Below are 13,892 nucleotides of genomic sequence, written 5' to 3'. Positions count from 1 at the left end.
GCTCTATACTATAAAATGTAGACAACCTATGTGATGTACGTTGTCCAACAAAATTCCGCACATATGAGAGGAGTTTATAAAACTATGCGCTACGTTATCATAACAGGAACTTCACAAGGTTTAGGTGAGGCAATCGCTACGCAATTATTAGAAGAAAATACAACTGTCATCTCTATTTCTAGAAGAGAAAATAAAGAGCTTACTAAACTTGCAGAGCAATATAATAGCAATTGTGTTTTCCACTCCTTAGATCTTCAAGATGTACATAATTTAGAAACGAACTTTAACAAAATCATTTCATCTATTCAAGAAGACAGTGTATCTTCTATTCATTTAATTAATAATGCGGGTACAGTTGCTCCTATGAAGCCAATTGAAAAAGCAGAAAGCGAACAATTCATTACGAACGTTCACATTAATTTACTTGCTCCTATGATTCTTACATCTACGTTTATGAAACATACGAAAGACTGGAAAGTAGATAAACGCGTTATTAACATTTCATCTGGTGCAGGAAAAAATCCTTATTTCGGATGGGGCGCTTATTGTACAACGAAAGCTGGTGTAAATATGTTTACACAGTGCGTAGCAACTGAAGAAGTGGAAAAAGAATATCCAGTAAAAATCGTCGCTTTTGCACCTGGCGTTGTTGATACAAATATGCAATCACAAATTCGTGAAACAAATAAAGAAGATTTCATAAATTTGGACCGCTTCATTGCATTAAAAGAAGAAGGAAAACTATTATCACCTGAATATGTTGCGAAAGCTATTCGTAACTTACTAGAAACTGAGGACTTTCCTCAAGGCGAGGTTATTAGAATTGATGAATAACAAAAAGGCGTGCTATTTTAACACGCCTTTTTGTTCTACTTCTCTAAAAATATAAGCATAGACTCCGTAATTTGCTCATAACCAATTTCTTGATAAATTTTATTCGATGTCGGATTCGCTAAATCAGTATATAACGTAGTCGTCTTGTACCCTTCATCTAACATACGTTGACTAAGTGCCGCTACACACTTAGATGCGTATCCCTTTTTCCTTGCTTCTTTCAGCGTATATACGAAATTAACTGTTATATTATTTTTAGTTGGTCTCGTTTTTGCAGCTACAGAAACGAGTTTCCCATCCACTTCCAAACCAAACAGTCGATTTGTAGTTATTAATGTATGCGCAGTTTGTTTTGCTTCTTCTTTCGTAGTAGGAAGCTTTACGTCTTCACAAAATTGATATATCCACTGTTCTATTAATGGTAATTCATCATTATTTACCGCCCGGAAAAGTCCATCCGCATTACACTTCTTCTTTACTCTGTTGAGCTCATACACACCTTGTTCCATTGTAATATTCGTTTTCTTATTTTCTAATACCGCAATCTCTTCCGCTAATTTCTGTACAATTTTCTTATTACCGATCAATCCAGGAATATCCGGGTATACTTTCGTTAACTCTTTTGCAAGTTCCTCAATAGCTACTCCCGAAATTTCAGAAGTTGCAACAATGATTTGTTTCTTCTCTTCTGTTTGTAGAAATACAACCGCAATTTCTTCTCCTTGTTTCGCTATCCCCATAAATATCGGTTCTTGGACCATTTGTAATACACCTAATATGAGATTGTTTTCCTGCTCATTCTTTTCTAGAAATGGTGTAACATCTTCTTTAAAATGAAAAATCTCTTCATATACATGTAATTGAATCATCGACAATCTCTTCTCTCTATTTATATTTTAATTAAGTATTGGCGATTAATTCATTAAATCCTTCTTTTACAATTCTATAATATTAGAAACTAATATATTTAAATCATTTTCAGTTTGTAAAATCCTCTGTTTTTCCTTTTCAAATACATCTTCTTCTTTTCGAAATGACTCTTTTCGATTTTGAATCATACGATTCATTTCTTTTTTACTCGGTCCACCGTATACATTTCTTTTTTGAATAAAAGCTTCTGGCGATATGATTTCTTTCCACTCTTTTTCTAATAAATTTATTTTAAAATGTTCTTGCAAGTATATATTTACATCTTTGAAATGTAATTCATGTAGCTCCTTTTTCTGCCCCAATGACATATTTGCAATAACACTTGCTGCATGATGAGCATGCCGAAATGGAATTTCATAATTTTTTGTTAAAACATCGGCGAAATCCGTTATCGTTATTGCATGTTTATAGGAACGACTTTTTAACGTTTCTTCTTCTACTTTCATCGTTCGGATCACTGCATTCATCATACAAAAAACACGAATTGCCTTTTCAATCCCTTTATATAAATATGGCTGCAAGTCATCTTCCGTATCGACAATATCACCAAATGGTGTATTATGAATCATTTGAAATACTGTAAATGCTTCTCCTAAAGCACTACTCGTAATCGCACGAGCGTGTTCAATTGAAACCGGATTTCGTTTTTGCGGCATAATACTACTGATTTGTACATATGGCTTTGCAACAGTAATACCGTCATATTCTTTCGTTGCTAACAACAAAAAGTCATGAATCCATCTACTCGTATTCGTCATCATTACCATAAGTAGCGAACTAACTTCTAATAAATAATCCGCTCCGGCAACAGCATCATATGAGTTCTCAATTACATTTGTAAATCCAAGTAGATGAGCAACTCGTTCTCGTTTAATCGGGAAACTTGTTGTAGAGAGTGCAGCCGCCCCCATTGGAGACTGATTTAAAAGCTGGTACGTTTTTTTCATTCTTTCTAAATCTCTTTGCATCGTATCATAGATTGCTAACGTATAATGACCAAATGTTGTTGGCTGTGCCGGTTGTGTATGTGTATAAGCTGGCATGATTGTTTCCTTATAATCAGCAGCAAGTTGTAGTACACTTTCTTGCAATAACAAATGATGTTCCATTAATCGTAATACATATCGCCTTAAACTCATGCGATACATCGTTACACCCATATCATTTCTACTTCTACCAATATGCATATTACTTACAAAATCGCATTTCGCTTCTTGAGAAATTAAATGTTCGACTAAAAAAAAGAGATCTTCATGCTGCTCTGTATAGAGCAATTGCTCTTCTGGAATTCCCTCTACCTTTTTTAATGCGTGTAATATAACTTTAGCTTCTTCCTTTTTCATTAAATTTTCTTCCGTTAGCATCGCAATATGTGCTTTATGCACTTGAAACATATCTTTCAATAAATAATTTCGTTGAAAATCAAATACATGCTGTAATACACAATCCACATATGTTTTTCCAGGGAAATCAGCGCCTTCACTCTTTATAAACTCTTCTTTACTCTGTTTCATCACCTTTTCCCCTCTCACCTAAGTATTACTACCCATCATACCCAGAGATAGAAAAAAAGTGCTTGTACATAAAAATAAACTCGGTGCTCTCTGCACCGAGTTTATTTAATAAAAGTCGCATCATACTTATCACTTTGCAACACTTGGAAATGTAAGTTTGCTAAATGTTTCCGTATTTCTGCACTATCGTCTTCATTTAAATTATTCGCCAAAAACACAATCTCCGTACAGTTTCCACGTTTATCCATAGCGTAAACTGCTTTTGTAACCGTCCATGGTGTGTAACCATTCTTTTGCCCAGCATGTCTGAATGTTTTACGGTATTTCTTGGCACTCATGTCTGTTTCAACGATATTTGCCCACACTTTTTCTTCAGCCTCTGTCAAGCCACCTTTATGGTTTGCCTTTTGAAGTAATACCATATAATCATTTGCAGAAGCTGCTGGTAATCTATCTGACCAAATTTTGTCGTAACGTTCCTCTAAATAAAGCGGAATTTCCTTCTGTAATAATGGTCCCTTCTTCTTTAAGCGTTCATGAATAACCATCGCATATTCACGATATTGCTCTTGAGACATTTCTTTTAACTTTTTCTCTATTTTATATTTTGGAACATGTAATTCTTTATGCAAATATCCCGGGATATACAAAGATGAAACGATTGGAAATAGTGGTTGATGTGCAGGAAGTGATAAACTTTGTAAATTTCGATTGATGTTATCTAATCCTAACAATTCCATTAAGTATTCAGCATTTGCATTCGAACTAAACTTAACCATTCCTTTTGCCACTTCTTCTAAAGAAACCGCTCCTTCAGTTATCTTGCCCGTCTTCTCCAAATACCTTTGCCATCTATCTTGTGCACCACCATCTGTATTCGGTACATAATAGCGATTCACATCATTAATCGATACGAAACTAGACGAATCAATTTTCCCTTCAGTAACTTGTTTCGTATATTCAAGCGCCACAATTAATTTCATCGTACTAGCAACTGGCAATACAACATTTGGGTTTACAGAATAGACAACTTTATCATTTCTCTTTACTAGAAGCGCACTATTTTTTTCATCTTTGTGTTCTTCAATAAAAGATGCAATATACTGTGCATCATCATTATTTGAACTCCACACTTTTTTCACTAAAAAGTTACCCGATATTAGCAAAACGAAAATACCCACAACCACTGCGCATACTATAGTTTTTTTCAAGTAAAATTCCTCTCCTATTGTGTAACTCTTCTCTCTATCTTTAAAAAACAAAATAATGGAGATGGTTATTTAAATAACCATCTCCATTATTTTAACTTGTATACTCCTATTATGTCTACGTCATGATTTTCACAAAATCCTCAAGGAATTTTTTATAATGTAATGACCAACCAATTCGCATCCAATTTTTTAATGCTTTTGCATCAGGTTGAGGACGGAAATCTGCAATACTTTCTCCTTTTGCTATTCCCACTGTATCTACATCGACACGGCGATACACATAATCCAATATTGAAGGATTTGCGGCAACCATCATGGTAACGACGTCATGTACTGGACTTCCTTTTATTTTCGGATTTAATTTTCTATAAGCTTTATAATAATACGTAAAAATCGGTTCAATTAATTTATTAAAACTTGTTTTAGAATGTTTCGTAATATACTTTACCATTTCTGGCGTAATAATAGCTTCAGATGTAACATTGAGCGGCACCAGTGTCACATTCTTGGCATTTTGCATAACTAATTGCGACGCAATCGGATCACCATGAAAATTCGCCTCTGCGACTGGTGTAACATTGCCTGGCATTAAGAAAGCACCCCCCATTATATAATATTCTTTCACATACTTCATCATTGGCTTTTCTAAAATAAATGCTGTCGCTAATGTTGTTGATCTACCAGCATCGACTATTATTAATTCTCCTTTATATTTTTCAAGAATGTCAAAAAACTCACAAAAAGGCTTTATATTTGGAGAAAGATTTTTCGGTGGTCGAATTGGTCCTAAACCTTCCGCCCCATGAATTTCTGGATAATACGTTGTAATATCTCCAGATAAAGGGATTTTCGCACCATTAATAACAGGTATATCTTCCCTACCTGCTAACTGTAATAAATATGCCGCATTACTTGTCGCCTTTTCTTGCGTTACATTTCCATATCCTGTAACTACACCAACAATATCAATATCAGGATGCAACAATCCATACATAATTGCTAAAGAGTCATCAATTCCTGGGTCTCCTAAAAATAATACTTTTTTCATCGACCTCAACTCCATCCCCTCAGTTGTTATTAATTTATGAATAACCGTGGATATACAGAATAAAAAATGAACAAATTCACACAAAAAAACGCAGTCTTATAAGGACTACGTTCTTCAGCTAACCTATACTGTTTTTTTTACAGCACTCATACTTCCAATGATGTAAGCGATAAACGCAAAACAAATCGGGAAGACAACTGTATGTATACCGAACGGATTTGGATAGAAAAGATGAATACACATATATGAGCCTACCCCAACTAAAATAGACGCAAGCGCTCCTGTAGCATTTCCTTTCCTCCAATATAACCCTAATACGATTGGCCAAATGAATGCAGCTTCTAATCCACCGAAAGAAAATAAATTTAGCCATATTAAAAAATCTGGTGGTTTAATTGCCGCTGCATAAACGAGTAGTCCTACAATACCAGTAATCCACAAACTTCCTTTTTTTATCGTACTGTCTGCTGCATCTTTATTTATGTAATTTACGTATATATCTTTAATAATTGACGAGCTTACAAGTAATAATAAAGAATTTACTGTAGACATAATCGCTGCCATCGGTGCAGCTAAGAAAACTCCAGCTAACCAAGGTGGCAACACTTCCATCGCAAGTAGCGGCATTACTTTATCTGGTACCGTTATACCTGGAAGTACTACTCTTGCAAATACACCCGTTAAATGCATACCAATCATAATTGTACCCACAACAATCGTCCCAATTATTAACGCTTGATGCATCGCTTTTGAATTTTTATAAGACATGGCACGCACGCTAATTTGCGGTAAACCGACAACGCCAATTCCAATTAAAATCCAAAATGATGTAACATATGATTTCGTTAAACTGCCATCTGCTCCGAATGGTGTAATTAACTTTGGATTAATTTGAACAAGTTCCTGCATAATCTTTTCAATTCCACCACCAGCAATGACAGTAGCAATTAAAATGATTGTTGTTCCAACTAACATAATGATTCCTAATAATGTATCTGATAGAGCAACTGCACGAAATCCACCAATTAATACGTACACAAGTACAGAAAAAGTAAATAAAAATAGTGCTGTTGTATACGATAGCCCCGTTAGTGACTCGATTAATCGTCCACCACCGACCCACTGGGCTACTGTCGCTGAAAATAAAAAGATAATAATACATAACGCAGAAAGTATAACAACTGCTTTATTATTGTATCTCCCTTTTAAATAATCGATAAGAGTAATTGCTTCCATCTTCCTAGCGATAATTGCAAACTTTTTACCGATAACCGTTAAAACGATATACCCTGTTACAACTTGAATCGCAGATAACAGTACCCATCCAAGACCCATATTGTAAGCAATACCAGGGCCACCAATAAAGCTACTTGCACTACCGTACGTAGCAATCATTGTCATCGCTAATAATAAACCGCCTAGCTCACGCCCACCAAGAAAATATTCTTGCAAAAATTTATTATGAGCAGTTGCTTGCACGCGTCTTGAAGCATATACACCAATTAAAAATACAACGATAAACGAAATTATCATTGGAATGATTACATACCAATTCATCTATTATTCCTCACTTTTTTCTTCCTCATCGAGTGAAATATCTTGAAATACAAAACGAACAACTAAACTAAGTAAAATAACCATAACGATAAATCCAACGATACAGCTATAAAAAAACCATGCGGGAAAACCTAATACATATGTATATTCATTCGGATTTTTACTACCAAGCCCATAAGCAAATCCGTACCAAATTATAAAATTAATAATAGCAAGTCCAAGACCAATTAACGCTTCTCTATGGGCTATTCGAAAGCGTGGATCATCATGATAATCTTTCATTTTTACCCCTCCTCTCACGATGTATTATTGTACCATTGTTCTTCTAGTTTTTCCTACTAGAAAGCAAAAACAAGCAGGATTTTTTTATAATCATATAGAAGATTCTCTTACATTACATATTTTTTACAATTGTAACACAAATGAAATTTGAATTTTCAGTATTTCTTAATTATGATTTTAATTAGAGGCTTTCCATCTAGTTTCCACATCCTTGATTTCGGAATAAGCGCCGTCTCGTACTGCGTTTACATTATATTTTCAAGGGGGTTATACAATGAGTCAACTAGCTGTAAATCTTCATGAAAAGGTAGAGAAGTTTCTTCAAGGTACAAAAAAGTTATATGTGAATGGATCTTTCATTGAAAGCGCTTCCGGTAAAACATTTAAAACACCTAACCCAGCAACTGGTGAAACACTTGCCGTCGTTTCTGAAGCTGGTCGCGAAGATATTCATAAAGCTGTAGTCGCAGCTCGTATGGCTTTTGACGAAGGTCCTTGGTCTCGTATGAGCACTGCTGAGCGAAGCCGTCTCATGTACAAGTTAGCTGATTTAATGGAAGAACATAAAGAAGAGCTTGCACAGCTCGAAACATTAGATAACGGAAAGCCAATCCGTGAAACAATGGCAGCAGACATCCCACTTGCAATTGAGCATATGCGCTATTACGCTGGCTGGGCTACGAAAATCGTTGGTCAAACAATTCCTGTTTCCGGTGATTACTTTAACTATACACGCCATGAAGCTGTTGGTGTCGTTGGTCAAATTATTCCTTGGAACTTCCCGCTTCTTATGGCAATGTGGAAAATGGGAGCAGCGCTTGCTACAGGATGTACAATCGTTTTAAAACCTGCAGAACAAACTCCACTATCTGCTCTATACTTAGCTGAATTAATTGAAGAAGCTGGATTCCCGAAAGGTGTTATTAATATCGTACCTGGATTCGGTGAATCAGCTGGACAAGCTCTCGTTAATCATCCACTCGTTGATAAAATTGCATTTACCGGTTCTACTCCTGTCGGTAAACAAATTATGCGACAAGCATCCGAATCATTAAAACGCGTTACACTTGAGTTAGGCGGTAAATCACCAAATATCATCTTGCCGGATGCTGATTTATCTCGCGCGATTCCTGGTGCACTTTCTGGTGTTATGTTTAACCAAGGACAAGTATGCTCTGCTGGATCACGCTTATTTGTTCCGAAGAAAATGTATGATAATGTCATGGCTGATCTCGTCCTCTATTCTAAAAAACTAAATCAAGGTGTCGGTCTTAACCCAGAAACGACAATTGGTCCTCTCGTTTCTGAAGAACAACAAAAACGTGTAATGGGCTACATTGAAAAAGGGATTGAAGAAGGCGCTGAAGTACTTTGCGGAGGAAGTAATCCATTCGATCAAGGCTACTTCGTTTCTCCTACAGTATTCGCTGACGTAAATGATGAAATGACGATCGCAAAAGAAGAAATTTTCGGTCCAGTTATTTCTGCAATACCATTTAACGATATTGATGAAGTAATTGAACGTGCAAATAAATCACAATTCGGCTTAGCGGCTGGTGTGTGGACAGAAAATGTTAAAACAGCACACTATGTTGCAAGTAAAGTACGTGCAGGTACAGTGTGGGTAAACTGTTATAACGTGTTTGATGCAGCATCTCCATTTGGAGGATTTAAACAATCTGGTCTTGGCCGTGAAATGGGATCTTATGCATTAAATAACTATACAGAAGTAAAGAGCGTTTGGCTTAACTTAAATTAATGAGAAAGAACCTGACCTATCCGGTCAGGTTCTTTTCATTATGTATTCCTTTAAACTTGCAGTCCTCCGCTCACATTTAATACTTCACCTGTAATATAAGATGCGTATTCTGATGCTAAAAAGGCTGCTGCGTTCGCAATATCTTCTGGCGTTCCAATTCTACCAACTGGAATAGCGCCAACCATCTTTTCTTTCACTTTATCTGGTATCGTTTTGGTCATATCTGTATCCATAAACCCCGGACAAATCGCATTACAAGTAATACCGAAACTTCCAACTTCTTTCGCTGCTGTTTTTGTTAATCCTACAACTCCAGCTTTCGTTGCAGCATAATTTGCCTGTCCAATATTCCCCTCTCTACTTATAGAAGAAATATTAATAATTCTTCCATATCCTTGTTGTCTCATATAAAGAAGTGCTGGTTGCATACAATAAAAAACACCAGTTAAATTCACTTGTAATACTTGTTCCCAAGCAGATTTCTCCATTTTATGTAACATTGCGTCTCTTGTAATTCCAGCATTATTCACCAAAATATGTAATGTACCAAATTTTTGAACTGCATATTCAATTAACGACTTTGCTTCATTTTGATTACTCACATCACATCGATATGAGCACACTTCATATCCTTCATCTGATAACTCACGTGTCGTTTTTTGTAGCTTCTCTTCATTTACATCGCTAATTAATACTTTCGCCCCTAGCTTTGCATAAACCTTTGCAATCTCTTTTCCAATTCCCTGTGCAGCTCCTGTTACAACAGCTGTTTTCCCATTTAAAAACTCCATTCCTATCCCCCATTTCTATTACTTATACTGTATATTTCGGCTTTTTACTTTCCAACTCCTCTTTGTATAAAAAAGTCTATTTGTGTCAAACTAACTTTGCAACGTCGCATAAAGTGAAACTTTAATTAGTGGGAAGTTTGTTCATCCCCCACTGATTATCAGCCCTCACCAATCGGGCATTTACGGACAGTTAATCTCCCACCTAGCTTCTTTGTTCCATCTGAGTTTTAAGGTGGGGGTTTTACTACCCGTTATGCGGGATAAAGTGCAAGGAGATTGTGTCGAATGAATAAAAAGAATTTCAAACAAAGCAAAGCAACTGATGGCATTGATGTTGAGTTCTCTCGCGAACTCGCTGACCACAATGACTTAGAAGCAAACGCACGTGCAAATGCCGCTGATGCACGTCAAAAGCGCCAACCAACCGAAAAATAAGGTACATCACAACCTTATTCTTTTCAAAAGGGACCTACTACCCAACAAAATAAACCGAGAGACATCTCTCGGTTTATTTTCTATATTTTTTTGCATAATGAGCCAAAGTAAGCAACGGATATATATGAGCATAACTATGATAACGAATATAAAACCCACCTGGTAAACCTGTTCCAGTAGGATATTTTTCATTTATATAAGGGTTGGAGAGCAAATATGAAATACCTTTTCGAATAACTGACGTTTCTTTATCATAGTAAGAAATGAGGGCATCTAAAGCCCATGCTGTTTGGGATGGTGTACTAAATGGTAAAGTAACGAACCTTTTCTCCACACTACTGTGGCAAGATTCTCCCCAGCCACCATCTTCATGCTGTATATGTTCAAGCCATAAAGCTGCTCGTTTCAATGATGGATCGCTAGATGGTATTCCTAGTGACCGTAAACCAGTCAACACTGCCCACGTACCATATATATAACAAATTCCCCATTTCCCATACCACGATCCATTTTCCTCTTGTGCATTCATTAACCAATTTATCGCACTTTGTTTTTGTTTCTCAGGCAATTCGTTTTGTGCATACGTCCCGAAAAACTCTAGCACTCTCCCTGTAATATCTGGTGTAGAAGGATCTGTAATCATATCTCTTGCATTTTCGATTGGTAAATTTGCTAATATACGGCTCGTTACCCCTTTTTCAAAAGCTCCCCAACCACCATCATTGTTTTGCAATCCTTTAACCCAATTAACCGCTCGCTTCCAAGCATTATCTACATTTTCGTTCCCTCTACTTCGCGCCAATGCTCTTAACACAGCAGTTGTATCATCAATATCGGGAATCGTCGTATTCACATCCGAAAAGCCCCAACCACCTGGGAAGAGATCCGGTGCATGTACACTCCAATCTACTTTCTTTGTTTGCTGTTTTCTTAATAAATACGCTGATGCATTTTGAATCACTTTACTTGCTTTCGGAACTTGAGCTTCTTGCAAAGCATAACTGAGTAAAGCTGTATCCCATATAGTTGACGGAGAGTTTTGCAAATGGCTCCCTCTCTCCATCTTCCATATATAAGATGTAATTCCCATTATAGCCTTCTTAATAATTGGTGATTGAATAGAATGTCCTAATGCAAGTAAAGCATAAATCATATAAAACGAGGCAGTTGCGTAGCTATATAATGTTCCATTTTCATCAATACGCTCTTTCATAAAACGTTCTACTTCCTCATATCCTTTATGATGCAAAGAAAGTGGATACGTTATAATTTTCTTCACGTCACTTACTAACGTTTGAAAAACTGGAGACCGATCCTCTCGAAACCATTCTCCGCCCCCGCCTGCAATGTGATTTAAATTTGGCAATAACTTTTTCCCTACTCGAAATCTTTTATTTAAACACAACATCATCGGAATTAAATGAATACGTGCTGAGCTACTCAATTCAAATATACTGAGAGGGGAATCATTCTGCAGAAACATAATTGGTGTTGGCAAATGAAAAAGAGAAGGATATTCATATTCTCCATGAATCGCTAATAAAAACTTCGTCATAAAATGAGCACGTGCTACCCCACCTCGCTCATTTATAAACATTTCCGCTCGCTTCATATTCGCATCTTCTTTTGTATATTTTTCCGATGCAAGTAAGGCGGCATAAGATTGAATTGTAGCTGATAAATTACCTCCCACCTCATCTTCATACAATTTCCATGTTCCTTCATTTGTTTGAAGTGATGCTAATCTTTTCACAAACGGTTCTATCTCTTTATCTCTACCTAATAATTTTAATAAAAAAATCATATGGCAATCTGTTAATGGAGCTCCTTCAAAACAAAACCGCCACGTACCATCTTGCCGTTGCATTGTTTGAAGTGCAGTTGTTCTTCTCGCTATTTCTTTATGCACTTTTTCATATAATAACAAGTTACTCACCCACCCTTTCGAAATCCGTATAACGATATTCAAAAAGGTAGCTGAATATGTATAAAAACAAAGAAAAGCAGAACATATAAAATGTTCTGCTCATAAACAATACCCTACTCCGACAATAATTCCTAATAAAGCACCGACTACTACTTCATACGGTGTATGCCCAACAAGTTCATTTAACTTCTTATATTCTGTTTCTCTACCGTGAAAAAAGTCATTCAATATTTTTGCTTGTTTACTTACTGCAAGCCTTACTCCTGAAGCATCATACATAACAATAATGGCAAAAATAGTAGCAACCGCAAACATCGAGCTTTCCACACCTTCCACTACTCCAACTCCTGTAGCAAGCGCTGTAACTGTTGAAGCATGAGAACTTGGCATCCCACCTGAAGCAAAAAACTTTGCAAAATCAAATTCACCTGTTTTAACTAATTTAAAGACTACTTTCGTTAATTGTGCTAAAAACCATGAAATTACAGCTGCCATAAGCGGATCATTATGTAAAATTGTTTCCATGTTCTCAGCTCCTTACTAGCTATAATGGAAATCCTATATAGTATCAGTATAAAGAAAAATGCGTAGAAAATACTACGCATTATGATACTTTTGCTGATTTATTTTTTATAAATTTCGGTTGTTTCTGCACTAAAAACTTAGTCTTCGCTACCGAGAATACAAATAATGCAACCCATATACAGAAAAATGCAATCATATGAGTAGATGTGAAATGTTCACCAAATACGAATACACCTAAAATTAAGCTAATTGTTGGTGCAATATATTGTAAAAAACCTACCATATAAAGCGGAATAAGTTGGGCTCCTTTTGCAAAATAAAAAAGTGGTAGAGCTGTAACAATACCCGCTCCTATTAATAGTAATGTCGATAACATTGAGATAGAGCCAAATGAGCCGAAACCATGTACTCCTGTCATTACTAGATAAATAATCGCAAACGGCGTCACTAACATCGTTTCCATCGTAAGTCCAATTGTCGCATCATAGTTTAACAATTTTTTCGTTAATCCATATAATCCAAATGAAAAGGCAAGTGAAAGAGAAACCCACGGAATAGATCCGAAACGTACTGTTAAAATGATAACCCCCACTCCAGCTAAACCAACTGCAACATATTGCCAAAAGTTTAACTTTTCCTTTAAAACGACTGTACCAAGTAAAATACTAATAAGCGGATTAATATAATAGCCAAGACTCGCTTCAATAACATGATTATGATTAACGGCCCATATGTAAACAAACCAGTTTCCACTAATCAAGACTGAAGCTATTGTTAATGACATTAATAATTTAGGTCGTTTAAAAAGATTCACAAATTCCCCAATAAACTGGCGAAACCTCTTCGTAACACCTAATACGAGTAACATAAAAACAAACGCCCAAACGATGCGGTGTGCTAATATTTCATCTGCTGGAACTTCCTCAACCCATTTCCAATAGATTGGTAGTATTCCCCACATCGTGTAAGCACCAGCCGCATATAGTATCCCCTTTTTTTGCTCTGCTGATTGACTCCCCATCTTCCTTTTTCTCCTCTTCTCATTTTTTCTCCATTATACGGTCTCACATGCTCACTTT

General features: G+C 36.2%; 13 protein-coding genes. 3 read left to right on the top strand and 10 right to left on the bottom strand.

Features of this window, described 5'->3' with window-relative positions; genetic code table 11:
* Positions 1-84: 84 nt before the first annotated feature.
* Positions 85-834: a (S)-benzoin forming benzil reductase gene (locus tag ACTFRY_RS06795; protein WP_001271046.1), complete on the top strand. Its 750-nt coding sequence runs from the start codon at positions 85-87 to the stop codon at positions 832-834.
* 35 nt (positions 835-869) lie between these two features.
* Here the strand turns inward: ACTFRY_RS06795 and ACTFRY_RS06790 are convergent, their stop codons facing one another.
* From ACTFRY_RS06790 to ACTFRY_RS06765, 6 genes are all read right to left on the bottom strand, one after another.
* Positions 870-1,703, bottom strand: coding sequence for a GNAT family N-acetyltransferase (locus ACTFRY_RS06790; RefSeq protein ID WP_000615378.1), 834 nt, complete (start codon positions 1,701-1,703; stop codon positions 870-872).
* 66 nt (positions 1,704-1,769) lie between these two features.
* Positions 1,770-3,278 carry an argininosuccinate lyase gene (argH, locus tag ACTFRY_RS06785; protein WP_061663841.1) on the bottom strand — a complete coding sequence of 503 codons (1,509 nt, stop codon included), beginning with the start codon at positions 3,276-3,278 and terminating at the stop codon, positions 1,770-1,772.
* A gap of 101 nt (positions 3,279-3,379) precedes the next feature.
* Complete coding sequence (locus ACTFRY_RS06780) at positions 3,380-4,489, bottom strand: serine hydrolase (protein WP_000751377.1); 1,110 nt, start codon at positions 4,487-4,489, stop codon at positions 3,380-3,382.
* Positions 4,490-4,604: 115 nt separating this feature from the next.
* Positions 4,605-5,552 carry a nucleoside hydrolase gene (locus tag ACTFRY_RS06775; RefSeq protein ID WP_103572790.1) on the bottom strand — a complete coding sequence of 316 codons (948 nt, stop codon included), beginning with the start codon at positions 5,550-5,552 and terminating at the stop codon, positions 4,605-4,607.
* A gap of 108 nt (positions 5,553-5,660) precedes the next feature.
* A complete protein-coding gene (gene panF / locus ACTFRY_RS06770; protein WP_001104815.1) occupies positions 5,661-7,094 on the bottom strand; it encodes a sodium/pantothenate symporter in 1,434 nt (477 codons plus the stop codon).
* A gap of 3 nt (positions 7,095-7,097) precedes the next feature.
* Positions 7,098-7,376, bottom strand: a complete 279-nt coding sequence (locus ACTFRY_RS06765) for a YhdT family protein (protein ID WP_000656239.1) — start codon at positions 7,374-7,376, stop codon at positions 7,098-7,100.
* A gap of 274 nt (positions 7,377-7,650) precedes the next feature.
* Here ACTFRY_RS06765 and dhaS point away from each other — a divergent pair, with 274 nt between their 5' ends.
* Positions 7,651-9,135, top strand: a complete 1,485-nt coding sequence (dhaS, locus tag ACTFRY_RS06760; RefSeq protein ID WP_000080279.1) for an aldehyde dehydrogenase DhaS — start codon at positions 7,651-7,653, stop codon at positions 9,133-9,135.
* A gap of 50 nt (positions 9,136-9,185) precedes the next feature.
* On the opposite strand, the gene fabG is transcribed toward dhaS, so the two are convergent.
* Positions 9,186-9,926: a 3-oxoacyl-ACP reductase FabG gene (gene fabG / locus ACTFRY_RS06755; RefSeq protein ID WP_000395018.1), complete on the bottom strand. Its 741-nt coding sequence runs from the start codon at positions 9,924-9,926 to the stop codon at positions 9,186-9,188.
* A 285-nt stretch (positions 9,927-10,211) separates the two neighbouring features.
* On the opposite strand from fabG, the gene ACTFRY_RS06750 reads away from it, so the two are divergent.
* Positions 10,212-10,361: a YfhD family protein gene (locus tag ACTFRY_RS06750; RefSeq protein WP_001035813.1), complete on the top strand. Its 150-nt coding sequence runs from the start codon at positions 10,212-10,214 to the stop codon at positions 10,359-10,361.
* 73 nt (positions 10,362-10,434) lie between these two features.
* Here ACTFRY_RS06750 and ACTFRY_RS06745 read toward each other — a convergent pair whose 3' ends face one another.
* The 3 genes from ACTFRY_RS06745 to rarD all read right to left on the bottom strand — a co-directional run bounded on the left by ACTFRY_RS06745 (position 10,435) and on the right by rarD (position 13,834).
* Complete coding sequence (locus ACTFRY_RS06745; protein WP_098617151.1) at positions 10,435-12,288, bottom strand: terpene cyclase/mutase family protein; 1,854 nt, start codon at positions 12,286-12,288, stop codon at positions 10,435-10,437.
* Positions 12,289-12,387: 99 nt separating this feature from the next.
* Positions 12,388-12,813 carry a divergent PAP2 family protein gene (locus ACTFRY_RS06740; protein ID WP_000447820.1) on the bottom strand — a complete coding sequence of 142 codons (426 nt, stop codon included), beginning with the start codon at positions 12,811-12,813 and terminating at the stop codon, positions 12,388-12,390.
* A gap of 79 nt (positions 12,814-12,892) precedes the next feature.
* Positions 12,893-13,834, bottom strand: coding sequence for an EamA family transporter RarD (gene rarD / locus ACTFRY_RS06735; protein WP_000535538.1), 942 nt, complete (start codon positions 13,832-13,834; stop codon positions 12,893-12,895).
* Positions 13,835-13,892: the final 58 nt, after the last annotated feature.

This window comes from Bacillus cereus group sp. MYBK195-1 (genome assembly GCF_051916605.1).
Taxonomy (GTDB): domain Bacteria; phylum Bacillota; class Bacilli; order Bacillales; family Bacillaceae_G; genus Bacillus_A; species Bacillus_A cereus.
The sequence above is the reverse complement of the archived record's forward strand: the minus strand, read 5'-3'. Positions and strand labels throughout refer to the sequence as shown.